The sequence below is a fragment of the Frankia umida genome (assembly GCF_023242945.1).
Taxonomy (GTDB): domain Bacteria; phylum Actinomycetota; class Actinomycetes; order Frankiales; family Frankiaceae; genus Frankia; species Frankia umida.
In genome coordinates this window covers 510917-530266 of the sequence record NZ_JALKFT010000001.1, presented here as the reverse complement: position 1 = coordinate 530266, position 19350 = coordinate 510917, and the positions used below count along the sequence as shown (strand labels likewise).

Genomic DNA, 19350 nt, shown 5'->3' with positions numbered 1-19350 from the left:
CCGTTCGGGTCGAACCGCTGCCAGGCACCACTACCATCCTGACTCGTCAGCAGATGAGTGCTGTTCTGCCAGGTATGGGTGAAGTTCTCCGGCGCATGCGGAACCGGCCGCTGCACCGTCGCCGTCCCGGCCGGAACATCGATCTCCAACCGGCCGACCTGAGCTCCACCGATATCCCGCGCCGGCATCTCCAGGCCGATCAGGTTCCCGTTCGGGTCGAACCGCTGCCAGGCACCACTACCATCCTGACTCGTCAGCAGATGAGTGCTGTTCTGCCAGGTATGAGTGAAACTCCGCCCAGCACCAGCACCCGGCGGGTGCAACGTCGCCGTGTTGGTGCTGGGATGCACCTCGAGGTGCCCGCCAGCCATGCCAGAAATATCATGGACTGGAGTTCTCAGGCCGATGAGCTGACCACTGACGTCGTACTGCCACCAGCTGCCGCCATCGTTTCGGCTGGTGAGCCGATGACCGCCACCATGCCAGGTGTAGTCGAAGACCTCCGAAACGCTGCGATCCGCCCGGTACAGGGTCGCGGTGTCGGTTTCGAGGTTCACCTCCAGCCGGGTACCGGGGTGACCGAATCCGTTGTGCACCGGGATTTCCAGGCCGGTGATGTCCCCGCCGGCGTTGAACTGCTGCCAGGAGCCGGTGCCGTCCTGGCTGGTGATCCGGTGGCTCTCGCCCGACCGGGTGTAGGTGAACTGTTCGGTGTGGCCGTCGTGGGTGCGTTGCAGCGTCGCGAGTTCGCCGCCGTCGAGGATCTCGAGTTCACCGAGGGGACCGGTCTGGCCGTGGAGCGGGGTGCCGCCGCCGAGCAGCCGGGGTCGTTCGATCAGGGAGAGCCGCAGGGCCTCGTCGTCCGCCGCGCGCAGCACGCGGGGGTCGAGACCGAGGTTGTCCAGCCGCTCCTGCGCGGCGGCGAAGCCGGTGAGCGCATCGTGCAACCGGCCGTCGGCCGCCAGCTGCGCGGGAGTCATGGACGCCTTGCCCTTGACCGCCGCCGAGGAACCCTCACCGAACGGCCGCGGGGTCGAGCCCGGATTGAGCTGCTGGTGTTCGGCGCGGGCCTGCGTGAGACGCACCTCGGCGATCCGGAACTGCTCCCAGGCGTGGTCGCCGGCCGCCGCGATCGGGTTCGACACCCCCTTCGCCTGTAGGTCGTCGATGGCGCGCTGGTGCACCGACTCGAGGATGCGCAGGTTGCGGTCGGCCCGGGCCACCTGGAGCGGATCTGTTCCCAGCTGCGAGCCGCCGCCGAGCCGGACGGTGCCCTGAACGTTCTCGAGGCTCTCCCGGGCCCCCCGCACGGCCGCGGCGCTGTGCGAGAGATCGTCGAACGCCCCGCCCAGGCCCGGCACGCCGCCGGACTGTTCGGGCCGCACCGCCAGCGGGGTCGGCGTGTGCCCGGCGAGCGCCGGGTTGGCCTGCGGCGCCGCCTCGGTGCTGGGCCGACCCGCGGGAACGCCGGCGGTGTCCAGACCGGGCCGCACGCCTCGCTCCCCCGCCAGGGACGGATCGACGATCTTCGCGCTCACCCCGTCCGGAACGGAACTCGCTCCCGATCCCCACCCCGCTCCGGAGCGGTCCGCGGTGTGCGGCGGTGTGGCCAGCAGGTTCAGCACATCGCTGGTGAGCCTGGAGTTCGCCAGCGCGCCGGGCCGGGCCGCGGAGGTACCGGCACCGCCTCCGGCGCCGTTCGAGACCAGCGCCGAGACCGGTGTGGGCGTGGCCGGTGTCGGCGTGGCCGCCTGGCCACGGATCTCCACTCCGCCGGCACCGATGACCACCTCGACCTGCGCGGCCGCGGGCCCCGGCGCGGCGTTCACCGTCTGGGCACCTGGCAGCGAGGTGGGCCCACCCGGGTGCAGGGCCACGACGCCTGTTCCGTCCACGGCGCCGCTCGGCGGCAGATGGACGGACGTCGCGAGGTCCGGATGGGCGGCGCCGACCGAGGGCAGGGGCGCCGGCGAGGCCAGCCGTCCGCTCTGGCCCAGATCGCCCAGCTGGCCCGCGTTGCCCAGATGGTTCGCACCAGGAAGCTGGCCCGCGCCGGGAACGTGGTTCAGACCAGTCACCGGGTTCAGGCCGGTCGCGTGGTTGAGGCCGGTCAGGTGGCTCGCGCCGGTCAGGGGGCCGGCGTCACCCAGGAGGCCGCCGACGTGGCTGAGGCCGCCCAGCGCGGGGGGTGCGGCCGGCAGGTTGGCCGGGCTCGCCCCGATCACGACCCGACCGTCACCGGCCGCGCCAAGGTTGAACGCCACCTGGGTGTCGGACATCCGCACGGCCGAGATGTCGCCGCCGAGCGCCGCGTTGATCTCGGGCAGTCTCCCGGTGGTGGGCAGGTCACCGGCATGGTTCGCGGCGAGCCGGGCCGCCGAACCGAGGTCGCCGCCGGAGTGCGCCCCCACCCCGCCCAGCTGGGTCAGCTCACCCAGCCGGGTGAGGTCGCCGGCCGAAGGGACGGCCCCGGGCAGCTGCGCACCGTCCATGTGGATGGTGCCGTTGACATGGATGGTGCCGTTGACATGGATGGTGCCGTTGACATGGATGGTGCCGTCCAGGTGGACCGTGCCGTCCAGGCTGGTGGTGCTGCCCAGGTGCGGGCTGCCCAGGTGGGTGCCCGAGATGGACGGGACGTCCGTCAGGCCGGTGGCACCGCCGTGGGCCAGCGCGGCGCCGTTCGGGAGCTGGACGCCGGAGACGACCATGGTGGGCAGGTGCACGTTGGACGCGCTGGCGCCCGGCAGGTGCAGGTCGGGCGTGGACACCCCGGCGGTGGCGAGCCTGCCAGGCAGCCCGCCCCCACCCAGCTGGGCCGAGACGCCGCTGCCCAGGTTCGCGTCGATGGCGGAGACGCCCTGGGCTGGCTTCGGCACGATCAGGCCCGAGTCGGTGCGGGTCAGGCCAGGCCCGGGCGGGTTCACCGCGTGCAGGACGCTGTCGCTGATCCGCAGCGACCCGCCGGCGAGCTGCGCCAGGTTGACCTTCTCGACGAGGTCCGCGTACTGGCCGGTACGCATCAGGCCCCGGCCGAGGACCGCGAGGCGGAACGCGTCGTGCACGCCGAGCACGCCGATCTCGACACCGTTGAGCGGAAGGAAGATCTTGAGCCATTTCCAGCCGCCGAACTCGTTGCTCAGTACCCGCGGCACCGCCCGTACCCCGGTACCGAGCAGGCTCGCGATCTCACGGGCGAGCCCGGGGACCGCGCGTACGCCCGCGACCAGCGCCGCCGGCAGTCGGCCGCCCGCCACGGCGATCGAACGCAGCAGGTCCACCGAGGCCGCCGGGGCTGTCACCACGAAGTTCTTCAACGTGATCGCGCCGCGCGCGGCGAGTCCGTCGGCGGCGGTGAAGGTGTGGAACACCCACACGCCGCCGCTGCGGATGGTTCTCGCGACGGTGGCGGCGATGTCGCCGATGCCGTCGACGACCGTTCTGAACGTGAGTGTCGAGATGACATGCCAGAAGTCGGCGCCGGCCCGGACGATGGCCGATCCCGCCGAGGCCACGCTGGTTTTGATCACCTTCGCGGTGGCGCCGGCGATGCCCTTGAGGGTCGACAGCGCGATCAGCGGCTTGGTGGACGGGCCGAGCAGGCCCAGCAGCCCGAGGGCGAGGCCGCCGATGTTGGTCTTGCCCTCGGCGAAGTCGACCACGGCCTTGACCGCCATGATCGCGCCGAGGCCCAGGGCGATGAGGCCGAGCGTTCCACCGGTGAAGATCGCCACGACCGAGATGACCAGCACGATCCAGCCGAAGATCTCCCAGAAGACCTCGCAGGCGGACTTCTTCGGGTTCGGCGAGTGGATGAGTTCCCGGGCCGAGCGGATCGTCGCGGCGGCGGTGCGTGCGGCGGCCTTGAGGTCGGCGCCGGCCTGCTTGGCGTCCGCGGTGAGGGTGGCCTTGCGGGGGTCGTCCGCGGCGAGCCCGGTGGCTTCGCTCAGCGCCCCGTCGGCGCGGGTCTGGGCTTCGCGCAGGGCCGCGATGTAGGTGCGCACGGCCGGCTCGGTCTGGTGGAAGGCCTCGCTGACACCGCCGACGAAGTCGCGGATCGCCGTGGAGATGGTGTCGCGCAGCCAGTCCGCGGTCTTGCCGACGAAGGCGCCCTCGCCGCTTTTGGCCACCACCTGGTTCAGGCCGGTCTTCGCGGTGTCGGCGTGGCCGGCCATCGTGACCATGAAGTCGGCGACGCCGCCCAGCGCCTCCGGGTCGCCGGGAGTCGGATCACCGCCCAGGCCCAACGGCGACCAGTCGGTCGGTCGTGGCATCCGAGCCTCCCGCCTGCGTGCGGCACCGCGCTGTGGCCGCCGCGTCTCCGGTCGGAGTCGACGTCCCCATCAGTGAGACGCAGCGGTGCCACGTCAGGGTTCACCGCCGCACGGATCCGCGAACCGTGCGGGCCCCGCCGCGCGTAGTAGCTGGTGGGAATGACCCGCCGGTCACCCGCATCGCTGCGGACAGGAGCCGCCATGGCCGACATCGTGCTCGACTACGGGCTGTTGCACGAGCTGTCCGGCACGCTGCGCACGTTGCGCGGGGAGATCGAGACGGACGTCGATCACGTCTCCGGTCGCGCCATCGTGAGCACCACCGGTGAGGTCGGTTCCGACGTGGTCGGCGACTCGACGCTGTTCGCCGCGCTCAGCGCCTTCTACGCCACCTGTCATCAGCCGTTCAAGGATTCGATGACGAAGCTCGCCGATCTCGCCGACCTGCTCGACAGCGTCGCGAAGGCGTTCTTCGACCAGGACGCCGACTTCGCCACCAAGGTGAACTCCGCGCGGTTGCAGTCGTCCATCGACACCTGGCAGTCCCAGCAGAACGCCTGGCAGCACTATCAGGAGACCAAGGACAAGGTCGTCACCTACCAGTACTACGACGAGAACGGCGTGTTGCAGACCGCCACGATCCCGTTGTGGGGCAAGGACCGCCCGCCGCCCCCCAAGCCCGGCGAGCGCCCGACCAGTGTCTCCGGCCCGGGCGGCACCACCAACTCCTCCAGTCAGCAGGTGGACGCGAACGGAAAGATCATCTCGGAGACGAGCACGGTCACGACCGCGAACGGCCTGAGTTACACCGAGACGACCACCTACACCTACACCGACCTCAACGGCGACGGAAAGCCCGACAACGTCGACTACACGACCACGGTGACGCACTCGGACGGCACCAAAGAAGTGATCACCAAGAAGACCGGCTCCGATCACGGAACCGTCCTGACCAGCACCACCGACGACGGCACCACGACGACGACGGTGACTCCGGGCCAGAACGGCGCCTACCACAGCGTCACCGTCGACCCGAAGGGTGAGACGACGACCACCGATGTGGCCGTCGGCACGGACGGGAAGGGCACGAAGACCGTCCTGAACGCCGACGGCAGCACCGACACCTACAGCGGCGACCCGGTCAAGGACCGCTGGACCCTGACCTCCCACGAGGACCCGCCGGTGGACGACACCTACTACGCCCCGGTGTTCTGATCCGGTCCCTCCCCCTCACGTTCCCTGCCCGCCCGCGGGCCCGAAACGACAGGAGCGGCTCATGGCCGACATCACGATCGACTACGCGAGCATCGACACCGTCGCCGCCTCGCTGAACGCCGCCGTCGCCGAGACGGTGCCGAAGCTGACCTCGCTGCAGTCGGCGGTGACGGCGCTGCTGTCCAGCGGCGGCGGCCTGTGGCTGGTGAAGTCGAGCCCCGTCCTGCAGCAGCAGTACGTCGACTTCAACACCTCCGTCACCGCGGCGGTGAACAACATCATCAGCTTCGCGAACCAGTTCAACAACATCGCCTCGCAGCTGCAGGCGATGGACTCGGCCATCGCCAGCTCCTGAGCCCGTCCACAGCCCGAAGGAGAACGCCGCTCATGGCAGACATCGACGTCGACTACGCCCAGGTCAACTCGCTGGCAACCCGGCTCATCAACGAGGGCACCGAGATCACCTCGACCCTCACCCGGTTGCAGGGCCAGGTGACGGAGCTGCTCACCAGCGCCGGCGGCCTGTGGATGCAGCAGTCGAGCCCGGTGATGACCGCCCAGTACACCGAGTTCAACGCGTCGCTGACCGCGGCGATCGAGAACATCCCGAAGTTCGCCCAGAGCTTCCAGGCCATCGCCCAGAACCTGCAGTCGATGGACGCCTCCCTGGCCAAGCCGGCACCCGAGGCCGCCCAGACCTGAGCCGGCCGGCCCGGCGGCTACTTCAGCACCGTGTGCGGGATGACGATGGCGCGCAGCGTCCCGGCCGCGTCGGCGACATAGCCGCGGCCGGGCCGTATCCCGCCGCGCAGCAGGCTCGGCGGGATACGGCAGCCCACCAGGTCGCCTTCCAGGGAACTCTGCGGCGCCAGCAGCACGCCCTGCCGGGAGCGCCGGGCCTCCCCCAACCAGCCACTGATCGCCTGGGACAGCACCTCGCCGCTACCCGCGTAGGCCAGGCCGACCCCGCGGTCACGCCCGGAGGCGACGATCGGGCGCAGCGCGGGCTCCAACGGTGAGTTGAACCCGAACAGGTCCACGTCGTCGACGATCAGGACGGCCGGCCCCTCGACGGTCAGCGGTTCGGCGCCGGTGAGCACCTCCGGGGCGGCCAGCCGCACCTGGGGGTGGGCGGCCAGCCGGCGCAGCGGCGACTCCCGTGGGGTCAGCACCACCAGGTTGGTGCCGCCGGTCAGCAGGGAGACGGCGATCGTCGCCAGGGTGTTGCTGCGCCCGGAACCGGGCGGTCCGGCGACGAGGAAGGTGTGCGACCGGCCGGCGAAGTCGAGCAGCACCGGCGCCGCCTCGTCGCCACCGAGACCCAGCAGCGCCTGCAACGGTCGGCGGTCGGCGACCGCGACGCGTTCGAGCGCGTCCGCGAAGGTCAGCGCGCCGGGCAGCGCCGCGACGGGGAACGCCCGGCGCTCGGCGGGCACGTCCCGGTCGCGGGCCAGGGCGCGCACCCCGATCCGGCGCAGCGCCGTGGCCTGGGCCTGCCCGGACGGGTCCGGGTCGAGCAGGGCGATCTGCAGCTCGGCCTGGTTCGTCGAGTGCCAACCGCGGCCGGGTGGGACGTGGGCGGGAATGCGCTGCTGCGGGACGCGGATGGTGGTGTAGTCGGTGCGCTCGCCCATCCGCAGCAGGATGCGATGGTCGTTGAGTGCGCCGGCGCGCCCGGCGAGCAGGCCCCGGTCGGAGGTCGCGACCACGTGGATACCCGCGGCCGTGCCCTCGCGCAGCAGTGTGAGCAGGGATTCGTACCGCCAGCCGCCGTCGGTCTCGGGCAGGGTGGCGGCCAGGGAGTCCCAGCCGTCGACGAACAGCAGGATGTGGGCGGGGCGTTCACCTTCGGGCATCGCGGTGCGCAGTTCGTTCAGGTCCGCGCAGGAGTACTGGCCGAGCAGCCCCTGGCGGCGGGCCAGTTCCGCGGTGAGCCGGTTGAGCAGCCGGCCCAGGCGTTCCAGGTCGGAGCCGGTGATCACGGCGCCGGTGTGCGGCAGTTCGGTCAGCACCGCCAGTGCCCCGCCGGCCGCGTCCACCCCGTAGAGGTGGACGTCCGCGCAGGAGCGGGTGTGCGCCAGACCGGCGGCGAGGGTGCGCAGCACCTGGGATCGACCGGAACGCTGCGTGCCGATGACGAACAGATGCCCGAAGGTCGCCAGGTCACAGCTGACCGGCCGCTGGACCTGCTGGTGCGGAACGTCCTCGAGCGCGTACGGCACCGCGTGCGGGCCGCCGAGCCGGCGCAGGTCCTCGAACAGGATCCGGCCGGCGAGCGCCGGCAGCCAGGGACTCGGCTGGGCCTGGTAGCTGGTCTGTTCGGCGGCGCCGCGGATGAGTTCGACGAGCAGGTCAAGCTCGGTGGGGGCCAGCTCGTCCGGTTCCCCCGGGCCGCCCTCGGACGGGTCGTCTTCCTCGTCCAGGGCGGGCCGTGGCCGTCCCAGCGCCGTCCAGGTCAACGGGACGGCGCGGACCACCCGGGCGCCCTCGGGGGTCTGCTCCGGCGCCGCCCCGCCCGCGGGGGCACCGCAGTAGGCGGTCTGGAACAGCACCGTCGAACGATGCGCGAGGCGGGCCAGGGCCCGTCCCGGGGTGGCGGCGGGGATCAGCGCCGCGTCCTTGGTGTCGACGACGTCGGTGCTCTCCATCGGGTCGGTCACCCGCAGGGCGATCCGCAGGTTGGTGTTGGCGCGGATGTCACCGGTCACCACCCCGGCGGGCCGCTGGGTGGCGAGCACCAGGTGGATGCCCAGGGAACGGCCCCGCTGGGCGAGGCTGACCAGCCCGGGGATGAAGTCGGGCACCTCCCGGGCGAGCGTGGCGAACTCGTCGATCACCAGCATCAGCCGGGGCAACGCCGGCAGCCGCGGGTCTCGGGTACGCAGCGCACGGTAGTGGATGATGTCCTTCGCGGCGGCTTCGGCGAGCATCACCTCGCGGCGGCGCAGCTCCGCCGCCAGGGACTCCAGCGCCCGTACCGCCAGCGCCGGGTCCAGGTCGGTGACCATGCCGAGGGTGTGCGGCAACCGGGCGCAGCCGCGGAACGCGCTGCCGCCCTTGTAGTCGACCAGGACGAAGACCAGCTCATCCGGACGGTTGTGGGCGGCCAGCGACCCGACGAGGGTCTGCAACAGCTCGGACTTGCCGGCGCCGGTGGTCCCGGCCACCAGCGCGTGCGGCCCGTCGCGGACGATGTCGAGTACGACCGGCCCGTCGAAGCCGACCCCGAGCGGGAACCGGGTCGAAGCCGGATGCGTCTCCCAGGCCGCCGCGATGCGTCCCGGATCGGGCGGTTCGGGCTGGTCGGGGCCGGCGAGACCGAGCAGTTCCAGCAGCCGGGTCTGGTCGGGCAGCCCGTCGGCGGCGGCCGGGGTGATGTCACGCAGCGGCGCGAGGGCTCGGGCGACCCCGTCGCACCAGTCGGCGCCGACCAGATCAGGCCGGATGCCGGTCAGTTCGGGCACGTCACTGCGGCGCACCGACAGCTCGTCGTGTTCGCAGACGACGACGGACGTGCACTCCTCGGGCAGCAGGCGGATCTCCGCGTCCAGACAGATCGAGAAGACGCGCACCGCGGGCCCCTCGGTGAGCACCTGGATCATGCCCGGCACGTCGCGCAGCCGGCGGGCCCCGTCCGCGAGGACCACCACGTCCGGCTGGGCGAACATCACCGGGCCCAGCGCCGAACCGCGGGCGACGGTGCGGGCCCGGATCTGCGCCTGCAACTCGGCCACCCGATGCGCGATCGTCTCCGGATCGTTGCCGATCAGCACCGGCGGCGCGCCCTCGCCCATCTCCCGCGGCGGGCGCACATGTGGCAGCCAGCGCACCCACTCCCAGCTGGTGCGGCCGGCGGCGTCGGTGAGCACCACGATCTGGGTGTCACGCGGGCTGTGCAGCACCGCGCACTGGGTGAGCAGCCAGCGGCCGAGGGCGTGCAGGGTCGCCCGCTCTCCGGCGACCCCGACGACCCCGAGCGCGGCCAGATCCAGCGCCAACGGCACCTGCGGGACGTTCCAGCGCAGCCGACGGTCGTGATCGTCGAGGGCGGGATCGTCCACCTCGATCAGCGACGGCTGGTCGACCGTGCCGACCCGCAGCAGCAGATGGTCCGGGTCGGTGCGGCGCCGCTCCCACAGCCGGTGGCCGGGGCAGCTCGCGGTCAGTCCGACGAGCGCCGGGTCGGGGGACGCCGCGCAGCGCGCCTGACGTTCGCCGCGCACGGCCACCGCCAGCGCCAGTTCGGCCTCGGCCCGGGTACCGCGGTAGCGCGCGGACTCCGCCCGGAACCGCCGACGGCCGCTGCGCCGGTCCTGCAACCAGTTGGCGAAGGCCAGCAGCGGACTGAACAGCATGATGACCAGGAAGAAGTACGAGTTGAAGAACCAGACGAACGCCAGCCCCAGCAGCAGCGGGGCCAACATCAGCAGCAGCGGGATGGGCCGACGGTTGGGCGGCGTCGGCGGCGTCGGGAACCGTTTGCGGGAGGTCAGCAGCGGCGGCACGAGCCGTGGCGGCCGGTTGAAGTCGAGCCCCAGCACATCCTCGGACGGGCTGACGTCTGTGTCCGGCTCGAACCGTTCGGCCAGTCGCAGCAGCAGCGGGCCGACGACCAGATCCTCCCCCACCGCCCAGGGCACGCTGCCCGGCGCGTCGGGACCGTAGGGCGGCCAGTCCGGTGGCAGCGGCGGCAGCGGCAGGTCCCGCGGCTGCACCCGCATCGCCGCCCGATGGTCGTCGGTGAAGGTCATCTGCGGGGGGCGAGGCTGCGTCGTGGCGACGCCGTCCGGGGCGAGCTCGCTGAGCCAGGTCTGCCCCTGCTGCCCGATGTGCAGCACCGCCGCCAGCGGCGGGACGCCCGGGTCGAGCAGCCGGACCGTGACGCCCTCGGCGGCACCGATGTCGTGCGCGCCGAGTCCGAGCCGCCAGATCCGTCCGGCCCGCGGGCCGCCGACGACGTGCAGTTCGAACGTGCGGTCCGCCCGCACCGCCGGGGCCAGCGGCTCGACCGGCCCCGCCGGGGCACCGAGGCCGATCCGCTGCCCCGGGGTGATGCCGCTGGCGCGCACCGTCTCGGCCGGGTCGAGGGCCCGCCCACCGAGGAAGCAACGCTGCTCCGTCTCGGCGAGACCCGCGGCGAGCTCCCGCACGGAATCGGTGGGCCGCAGCCGCACCAGCATGTCGCCCGGCTCGCCGCCACCGGTACCCGCGGCGCCGGGCCGGCCGGACTCCCCCGCCAGCCCGGCCGGCGTCGACCGCTGCCCACCGAGCGTTCCCGCTGTTCCGGGTGTTCCCGGTGTTCCCAGCAGGCCGAGTGGGCCCGAGGTGACGCCGGCGGTCCCCGGCCCGGTCGGCGCCAGCGGCCCGGGCAGGCCGGCTGCCGGCGCCAGGGGGTGCCGCGTGCGGGTTCGCTGGGCCGCGTCCGCCTCGATCGTCAGGATGACGTCCGCGCTCATTCCTCCGTCGCCACCGTTCCCTCGGTGCCCGGCCGCGCGCCGGCCGTCCCGGCCGCGGCCGGACCCGGTGCCGCCGCCACCCCGGCCGCGGCGGCCTGGCGACCCTGCTGCCGGGCCGGTTCCGGCTGCGCCAGCTCACCCGCGTCAACGCCGGGCACGCGCCAACGCCCAACCGTCCCCCGGCGACCTTCCACGGTCCGGCCAGCGGCCGGTGCGGCCTGCTCGGGCGGCGCCGTCCACCTCGACGCCACCCGCGGTTCGGCGGGCACCGGTGGCCGGGTGGGCGCTGATGCTTCGGCGAGCACCGACGTCTCCGGAAGCGCCGACATCTCCGGAAGCACCGTGGGAGGCGGTGGGAGGGGCGATGCGGTCGCGGTCGCTCGGGCGAGCAGTTCGTCCAGCGCGGAGGGCACGGTCAGTTCGGCCGGAACCGTCAGTTCGGCCGGAACCGTCAGTTCGGCCGGAACCGTCAGCCTGGCCCGTAGCCGGGCCCGCTGTCGGACGGCCCGGGCCAGGCCGCGCTCGAGCGGGCCGCTGTCGATGTGCAGGGCGAGTTCGGGCGCCGTGATCCGGCCCGCGGCGTCGATCTCCAGACGCCAGCGGGAGCCCGGATGCCGGCCGATGACGAGCACCCGCAGGTGTCGCTGCCGCTCGGCGACCTGGCTCACCCGGGCCAGGTCCGCCCGGGAGGTCGCCGTGCAGATCAGAATGGTCGACACCATGGTGTCCGCCACGTCGTCGCGGTGGCCGTCCGCCGGCTCCACCTGGCCGGGCTGGTCGGCCTGGTCGGCCTGGTCGGCCTGGTCCAGCCGGTCGAGTGCCGCGTCCAGGGTCGGTCCACCGAAGCCGGGCAGCACGAGGTCCGTGACGATCAGATCGATCTCCCTGGGCACCAGGATGCCGGCGGCGAGCTGGGCGGCGATCGCCGCGCCAAGACGACGAGCCGGGCCGGACGGACCAGCAACGGTGCCCACGCCCGGCAGCACGGCCAGGTCGACCATGCCAAGGGCACCGTCCATCGTGGGGAGCAGACCGAGCGCGACGGGACAGCTGCCCTGCGCGGCCAGCTCGGACAACGCCCGCCGCGGGGAGCGTGCCGGGCCGCCGAGCAGGTGGGCCTCGTGCACGCAGGGCCGGTTGAACACCCGCAGGCGGATACCGGATTCCTCGTCCATCCGGCTGACCGCGATGGAATCCGTGCGCACGGCGGCCAGGAACGCCCGTCCACCCGCGCTGGCCTCGTCCTCGGCCGGCACGGCCGTCGCGATCTCCGTCGTGTCCCGGCCGGCGGTCGCGGCCCCGACGGCACCGGCGTCGTGGACATCCCCGACCGCGGTGGCGTCGGTGGCGTCCGGACCGGTGGTGGCCTCGGGTGGGAGGCGGGACGGGGATGGGGGCGGGACCCGCTCGGCCGCCGCGTCGAGCAGGAAGGCGGTGCGGGTGTCCAGGCCGAGCCGTGGGTGGGCGAGCAGCCTGGCGATGCGGCGCGCGTCCCGGCGAAAGCGCCACGGCGCCGCGACCAGCCGGGTCAGGTCCCGCAGACCCGCGGCGAACTGCCGGCATCGGTAGGTGAGGGTCCGCCGAAAGCCATGGGTTCGGGAGAACCACTGGACGAACACCACCAGCAGGATGAACGCCACCAGCCCGGTCAGGGCCACCGTGATCGCGGTGTGGTGGGTGCGCAGGAAGTCAGCCACGGGTCCACCGCTGGTACGAGCCGCCGTTGCAGCCCAGCGCGTAGACACTGCCGCTGGCGTTGCTGTCCAGGCACCGTCCGGACGCGGCGTTGGTCAGCGTCACCGTGCCGTAGCCGGCGTCGGTGGTCCGCCACTGCTGGCTCGCGGTGTTCTGGCAGGTCCGGGTGAACACGTCCCCGGAACTGTTGCTGTCCAGGCAGAACCCGGTGGCCTGATCGGTGAGTACCAGCCGGCCGTAGCCGAAGACCCGCCAGTGCTGGTACTGCCCACCGTTACAGCCCATCGTGTAGCTGACCTGGTTGGCGTTGCTGTCGAGGCAGAAACCGGTCGCCAGGTCGACGAAGGTGAAGGGGCCCGCCGGTGCGGCGGGTGGGGCCGGCGCCGCGATGGTCGTGCGCACGGGAGCCGGGGCGCTCGTGCGGGCCCGGGTCGGGGCCGGGGCTGCCGTGCGGGCCGGGGCCGCCGTGCGCGCGGGTGTGGTGGGTGCGGGCGCGGGCGCCGGTGAACGGGCCGGCGGGGGCACAACGGCATGCGCCGGCGCGGCGCGGCGGGCCGGCGGGGCGGGTGTCGACACCGGCGCGGCGGCCAGGCTCGCGGGCGGGGTCGGCGGTGCCAGGCTGGTGGGGGCGGGCGTCGGAGTGGGCGTGGGCGTCTCGCCCGTGGCGCTGCGAGCCGCGGTCGGTGAGCTGGCCCGGGGTGAGCTGACCTGGGGTGCGCGGTCGGCGGTCAGCGTCTCGTCGCCACCGAAGCGTCCCGACGTGCCCAGCAGGACGGCGAGCAGGGCGAGCCCGGCGAGAACACCGAGGCCGACGAGCGCGCCCCAGGAGCGACCCGCCATCCGTGCGCGTGGCCGACGAGCACGGGGTGCCTCGCGCCACGCGGCGAGGAAGGCATCCGTGCCCTCCTGCGGGGGGTGTGCCGGGTCGGACACTGCCTCACCTAGCCGTTCAGGGCATTTACCCGGATATGTATGAAATTCCCGCGGCCCATCCAGATCGGTCCCATCGTGCGAAGAGGGAGGTTACCCAATGCATTCGGGCGGGTCGAGAGCGTCATCGACCGTTCACGTTCGATTCGCGAGCCGGCCACCCAGGGCTGCCATCCAGCCCAGGCGACGCCAGAACGGCAGCCCGCGGCCGCCAGCCCCCAGAATGGGCCAGACGACGGGACCGGGCGCATCCGCCTGGCGCGGGCGACCACCCGACCGCCAGAACGGAGGGGACGCACCGATGAACGACGAAGCGCCCGACCCCCACCGGACAGCGCAGCCCAGCCAGCATCGGCTCGCCACCCTGCTGGTACTCGTGGATGGCCGGCTGCCGGCCGGTGGGCACGCGCATTCGGGTGGCGTCGAGGCCGCTGTCACCGACGGCAGCCTCACCGGCGTGGCCGACCTCGACCTGTTCCTGCTCGGCCGGCTGCACACCGCCGGCGTGGTCGCCGCCGCGTTCGCCGCGGCCACCACCCATGCCCTGAACGGGCCAGGCGCGGATGGTCCGGCGCGACTCGACGAACTGGACGCCGAACTCGACGCCCGCACGCCCTCCCCCGCCCAGCGGACCGCCAGCCGCGCCCAGGGCCGCACCCTGCTCCGGGCGGGACGCGCCGCCTGGCCGGTCCCACCCGGCCCCCGCGCGCCGCATCACCCGCTCGCGCTGGGCATGGTCGCCGCCGGTGGCGGTCTGCGCCCCGCCGATGCCGCCCTCGCCGCGGCGCACCTCACGGTCACCGGCCCGGCCACCGCCGCCATCCGGCTGCTCGGCCTGGATCCCCTGGCCGTCACCGCCGTCCTGGCCCGAACCGCGCGGGAGGTCGCCGAGGTGGCGCGGCTGGGCGCCGACGCGGCCAGCTGGTCTCCCCGCGCCCTGCCGGCCCCCGCCGGCATCCGCCTCGACCTGCTCGCCGAGCGGCATCGCCTCGCGGACCTGCGCATGTTCGCGTCGTAGCCGGCGGGCCGTCGCCGTCCTGCCGGCTGCTACGTTGCCGGGATGCGCGCCCATGCGGCAGTTCGGGTCGAGCGCGACGTCCGCGGTGCGCTCCGGGTCGCCGAGCTGCGCTCGGCGGTTCCGCTGGTGCTGCGGCTGACCGGTACCACGCCCGCGGGGGTGTCCCCGCCGACGGCGACCGTTCATCTGGTGAGCGCCGCGGCCGGCCCGCTGGCCGGCGACGAGCTGCGGTTGGACCTGACCGTGGGCAGCGGGGTCCGGTTGGTCATGCGCTCGGTGGCGGCCATGGTCGCCCTGCCCGGACGCGGGGCTACCGGGCCGTCCCGCCTGGTCGTGCGGGCGTGGGTGGACGACGACGGCGAACTCGACTTCCAGCCGGAGCCGACGGTGGTCGCCCGCGGCGCCGACCATGTGGCGGTCACCGAGGTGAGCCTGGCCCCGTCCGCCCGGCTCTGCCTGCGGGAGGAGATCCTGCTCGGCCGGTTCGACGAACCCCCGGGGGCCTACCACGGCACCCTGCGCGTGGACATCACGGCCGGCCCGCACGACCGCACCCCGCTGTTGCGCCAGGAACTGGCACTCGCCCCCGACCTGCCGGGACTACACGGCCCCGCCCACCTGGGCCCCGCGCGCGGGGTGGGCGCACGCCTCGTCGCGGGGCCCGCATGGGCCGCTCAGGCGGCCAGGGCCAGGCCCGTCACGGTGACGGATGGACGTGGGGAGGCCGCACTCCTGCCGCTGGCCGGCCCCGGCTATCTGGTGACGGCACTCGCCATGGACGCCGTCACCCTGCGCCGCCTCCTGGCCATCTCCCCCACGCCTGATCCCCCCGCGTCCGAACCCTCCGGTTCCGAACTCTCCGGTTCCGAACCCCCCACGCCGCATCCTGACCGCGGACAGTGAGCGGGCTCGCGGGTCAGGGGACGGGCCGCGAGCGGGTCAGGAGGACGAGGTGCTGCTGGAGTTGGTGGCGGTGGGGTCTGCGGGGGTGGCGGGCACGGGGAGGTCCCAGGGGTCGCGAGGGGGCTGGACGACAGCGACGTGGGGGGCGGCGACGTGCGGCGCGAGGGTTGTCGTGCCCAGGCCGCGCCGCTCGGGGGTGCCGTGGCCGTCGTAGGTACGGCCCTTCCAGGCGGCGCCGCGGCCGGCCCGCTTGAGCCGCGCGGAGTCGACCGTCATCGCCAGGTAGAGCGCCGCGGCCCCGGGCAGCAACAGCGCGGACGCCAGCGGCTGCCGGTAGTAGCGGACCATCGGGACGTAGGTCAACGTCATGATCAGCCAGGTGACGGCGCCGATCAGGGCGACCGTGAGGTCCCCGGCGGCGATCCCGACGACGGTGGCGACCACCGGCACCAGGAACACCAGGCTCAGCCCCAGCACCGTGCCGATCAGCAGGAGCGGCGAGTGCCGCAGCTGGGCGTAGGCGGAGCGGGAGACCATCTTCCACAGGTCGGCCAGGCGTGGGTACGGGCGGCGGCTGTGTACCTGGTCGGCGAGGCCGAGCCAGGTCCGTCCGCCGGAACGCTTGATGATCCGGGCGATGGCCACGTCGTCGATGACCGCGCCGCGCACCTCGGCGAGCCCGCCCGCGCGGATCAGGGCCTCACGGCGCACCAGCGAGCAGCCACCGGCGGCCGCCGCCACCCGGGACGTCGACCGGTTCGACCACCGGAACGGGTAGAGCATCGCGAAGAAGTAGACGAACGCGGGGACGATGATCCGCTCCCAGAACGTGTCAGCGCGCAGCACCGCCATCTGGGAGACCATGTCGAGGCGCTGGGTGCGGGCGGAGGCGACCAGCGCCGTCAGCGACCCGGGGTCGTGGGCGATGTCGGCATCGGTGAGCAGCAGGAACTCGACGTCCCCGGCGCATTCGATGCCCCGGCGCAGCGCCCAGAGCTTCCCCGTCCAGCCGGGGGGTGGTTCGGTCGACGCGGTCACGGCCGCCGTCACGTTCGAGCCGCCGCGCTGCGCCGCCTGTTCGGCGAGGGCGCGGGCGACCTCGGGGGTGCCGTCCGTCGAACCGTCGTCGACGAGGATGAGCCGGACCGGACCGGGGTAGTCCTGGGTGAGCAGGCTCGGCAGGGTCACGGGCAGTACGTCCGCCTCGTCCCGGGCCGGGATGACGATCGCGACGCTCGGCCAGCTCGCCGGGGCCTGGCGCCGCGGCAGCCGCTGGTCGGTCCGCCAGAAGGTGCCATGACCGACGGCCAGGTACAGCCAGGCGAGCAACGAGGCGAGGGCTATCCACTGGAGTACAGTCACAGAGAGTAATCCTGCCACGAAGGTCGAACTCCAGTCGGGCGACCGGGGTAATTGTGTGTAAAGAACCGTCCGCTCGGCGGGTACCGCCCGCGGTGGCGCCCCGTCCGGCTCACCACCGCCAACAATGCCGCTGACCTGCGAGAATGCATCCCCACCCGGCCGGAGGCAACCCGTTCGCGCACGGACCGGTGGGCCAGGATCGCCGGCCCGGTGCACGGGCGGGATGACCCGGCCAGGCAGCGTAAGCGGGCACCTCGGTGCCCGGCGAACCCACACGTTGGGAACCCCCGGCCCACCGACGGACACCACACCCCCTTCAACCCCCGCATGGGCCAGCGGCTGCACCATAATCGGGGGGTGACCCGCCGTTCCGAACAGACGACTGACACCCGTGCGGCGCTCGTCGCCGCCGCCCGCCGTCGGTTCGCCGAGCAGGGGTTCGCCGCCACCGGAACCGAGGAGATCGTCGCCGACGCCCAGGTGACCCGCGGCGCGCTCTACCACCACTTTCGCGACAAGGCCGACCTGTTTCGCACCGTCATGGAACAGGTCGCCACCGAGGTGGCCGAGAAACTCGTGGCCGGCGAACTGGCCCGCGACGCGCAGCTCCCCAGTGACGCCTGGACCCAGCTACGCACCGGTTTCCAGTCCCTGCTGGACATCTCCACCGCGGACAGCGACTTCCAACGCATCGTCCTGGTGGATGGTCCGGCCGTGCTCGGCAGCGAGGCCTGGGACGCCCTGGTCGAACGGCACGGCTATCGGCTGCTGTCCGAATGGCTGCAACGGGCCATGTCCGAGGAGGGTATCGACCAGTTGCCGGTCGCCCCGCTGACCCGTCTGGTCGCCGCCCTGCTTTCCGAGGCGAGCATCTACACCGGGCGGGCGGCCGATCCGGACGCGGCCCGGGTCGAGATCGGCATCGTGCTCGACCGGCTGATGCGCGGCCTCAGCCGCGGCGGCGATCTCAGCGCCCAGCCCTCGGTCGGCGCCGAACCGGGCAGCCGTCCGCGCTGATCCCCGCGGGGGATGCCGGTCCTTCCCGGCCGCGCATCCCCCCGCCCCGCCGAGGACGAACGTCGATACCCACGACATCCGCGATATCGGCCCCACACGCACGAACGCCGCCCCGGCCGGGAAGGGATCCGGTCGGGACGGCGCCGCTCATATTGTGCGCTGCCGCGTCACCGCAGGAACATCGCGGTGGCGCCGGGGCAGCGCGGTCGTGCCTGTCGTGCCTGTGGTGCGACGCTGCTGTGGTGCTGTGTCACCGGGGTCGGACGCGGGGCTCAGGCCTCGCGCACGGCGCGGATCGACTCCTTGAGCGAGCCGATCGTGGCGAGCACGGCGGACGTCTCGTACCCGCAGTGCGCCATGCAGTTCGCGCAGCGCGGGTCCTTGCCGCGACCGTAGGAGTCCCAGTCGGTGGTCTCCACGAGCTCCTTGTACGAGGAGACGTACCCGTCGCTCATCAGGTAGCAGGGCTTCTGCCAACCGAACAGCGAGTAGCTCGGGATGCCCCACGCGGTGCAGGCGAGCTCCTTCTTCCCTTCCAGGAAGTCAAGGAACACCGGCGAGTGGTTCAGCCGGAACTTCTTGCGCCGCCCCTCGGCGAAGACCTTGGCGAACATCTCCCGGGTCTCCTGGACCGCGAGGAAGTGCTCCTGGTCGGGAGCCTTCTCGTACGCGTAGCCCGGGGAGAGCTGGATCTGGTCGACCTTGAGGTCGTCGTTGAGGAAGGTCAGGATGTCGATGACGTCCTGGGGGCTGTCATTGTTGAAGAAGGTCGAGTTCGTGCCGACCCGGAAGCCCGCGGCCTTCGCCGCGTGGAACGCCCGGACACACTCGTCGAAGGTGCCCTCCTTCTCCACCACCGCGTCGTGCCGCTCGCGCAGCCCGTCGATGTGCAGGACGAAGGTGAAGTAGGGCGACGGGGTGAAGTTCTTCAGCTTCTTCTGCAGAAGCAGCCCGTTCGTGCAGAGGATCACGAACTTCTTACGCTTGGTAAGCTCGTTCACGATCTCGTGAATCTGCGGGTGCATGAGTGGTTCACCGCCCGCGATCGCAACAACCGGAGCGCCGCACTCCTTCACAGCGGCGAGAGCGTCGTCGACGCTCATGCGCTGCTTCAGGACGGACGCCGGGTGCTGGATCTTCCCACAACCCGTGCAGGACAGGTTGCAGGCAAACAGTGGCTCCAGCTCCAGCACGAGCGGGAAGTGCTTGCGACGCAGCAGTTTCTGCTTCGCCAGATAGGTACCTACACGGAGCTGGTACCGCCACTCGACCGCCACGGCGTAGCTCCCCTCTCTTTGGTCTCCGGTTAATGACCGATGATCGCTGCACTGACCATACAGCCTGTACGTACAGCCTGCATGTCGATCGCTCGATGAAGTGCCGCACAACCGGATCCCCTGCGTGACCGCATCCCCCATCTGGGCGGAATCAGACAGCATCTCGCCAGGTCAGGGGCAATTCAGGGACCGAATGTGCCGCG

General features: G+C 72.6%; 12 protein-coding genes. 6 read left to right on the top strand and 6 right to left on the bottom strand.

Annotated features, from left to right (window positions below; all coding sequences use genetic code 11):
- A partial coding sequence (locus MXD59_RS02085; protein WP_248823200.1) for a hypothetical protein occupies positions 1-4274 on the bottom strand: 4274 nt, incomplete at its 3' end.
- A 201-nt stretch (positions 4275-4475) separates the two neighbouring features.
- Here MXD59_RS02085 and MXD59_RS02080 point away from each other — a divergent pair.
- From MXD59_RS02080 to MXD59_RS02070, 3 genes are all read left to right on the top strand, one after another.
- Positions 4476-5489 carry a hypothetical protein gene (locus MXD59_RS02080; RefSeq protein ID WP_248823199.1) on the top strand — a complete coding sequence of 338 codons (1014 nt, stop codon included), beginning with the start codon at positions 4476-4478 and terminating at the stop codon, positions 5487-5489.
- Positions 5490-5550: 61 nt separating this feature from the next.
- Positions 5551-5844 (top strand): WXG100 family type VII secretion target, encoded by a 294-nt coding sequence (locus MXD59_RS02075; protein WP_248823198.1) that lies wholly within the window; start codon positions 5551-5553, stop codon positions 5842-5844.
- Between the two features lie 32 nt (positions 5845-5876).
- The gene (locus MXD59_RS02070) at positions 5877-6191 is read left to right on the top strand and encodes a WXG100 family type VII secretion target (RefSeq protein ID WP_248823197.1); all 315 of its coding nucleotides are present in this window, start codon (positions 5877-5879) and stop codon (positions 6189-6191) included.
- A gap of 17 nt (positions 6192-6208) precedes the next feature.
- On the opposite strand, the gene MXD59_RS02065 is transcribed toward MXD59_RS02070, so the two are convergent.
- From MXD59_RS02065 to MXD59_RS02055, 3 genes are read right to left on the bottom strand one after another with little or no spacing between them, the layout of a single operon-like run.
- Positions 6209-10945 carry an FtsK/SpoIIIE domain-containing protein gene (locus MXD59_RS02065; RefSeq protein ID WP_248823196.1) on the bottom strand — a complete coding sequence of 1579 codons (4737 nt, stop codon included), beginning with the start codon at positions 10943-10945 and terminating at the stop codon, positions 6209-6211.
- The gene (locus MXD59_RS02060) at positions 10942-12642 is read right to left on the bottom strand and encodes a hypothetical protein (protein WP_248823195.1); all 1701 of its coding nucleotides are present in this window, start codon (positions 12640-12642) and stop codon (positions 10942-10944) included. Before MXD59_RS02060 ends, MXD59_RS02065 begins: the two co-directional genes overlap by 4 nt.
- Positions 12635-13573, bottom strand: a complete 939-nt coding sequence (locus MXD59_RS02055) for an RICIN domain-containing protein (RefSeq protein ID WP_248823194.1) — start codon at positions 13571-13573, stop codon at positions 12635-12637. Before MXD59_RS02055 ends, MXD59_RS02060 begins: the two co-directional genes overlap by 8 nt.
- A 298-nt stretch (positions 13574-13871) precedes the next feature.
- Here MXD59_RS02055 and MXD59_RS02050 point away from each other — a divergent pair, with 298 nt between their 5' ends.
- Positions 13872-14588: an urease accessory protein UreF gene (locus tag MXD59_RS02050; protein WP_248823193.1), complete on the top strand. Its 717-nt coding sequence runs from the start codon at positions 13872-13874 to the stop codon at positions 14586-14588.
- A gap of 42 nt (positions 14589-14630) precedes the next feature.
- Complete coding sequence (locus MXD59_RS02045; protein ID WP_248823192.1) at positions 14631-15491, top strand: urease accessory protein UreD; 861 nt, start codon at positions 14631-14633, stop codon at positions 15489-15491.
- 36 nt (positions 15492-15527) lie between these two features.
- On the opposite strand, the gene MXD59_RS02040 is transcribed toward MXD59_RS02045, so the two are convergent.
- The gene (locus MXD59_RS02040) at positions 15528-16853 is read right to left on the bottom strand and encodes a glycosyltransferase (RefSeq protein ID WP_248823191.1); all 1326 of its coding nucleotides are present in this window, start codon (positions 16851-16853) and stop codon (positions 15528-15530) included.
- 327 nt (positions 16854-17180) lie between these two features.
- On the opposite strand from MXD59_RS02040, the gene MXD59_RS02035 reads away from it, so the two are divergent.
- The gene (locus MXD59_RS02035; RefSeq protein ID WP_163550288.1) at positions 17181-17870 is read left to right on the top strand and encodes a TetR/AcrR family transcriptional regulator; all 690 of its coding nucleotides are present in this window, start codon (positions 17181-17183) and stop codon (positions 17868-17870) included.
- Positions 17871-18142: 272 nt separating this feature from the next.
- Here MXD59_RS02035 and hpnH read toward each other — a convergent pair whose 3' ends face one another.
- Positions 18143-19147, bottom strand: coding sequence for an adenosyl-hopene transferase HpnH (gene hpnH, locus MXD59_RS02030; protein WP_163550287.1), 1005 nt, complete (start codon positions 19145-19147; stop codon positions 18143-18145).
- Positions 19148-19350: the final 203 nt, after the last annotated feature.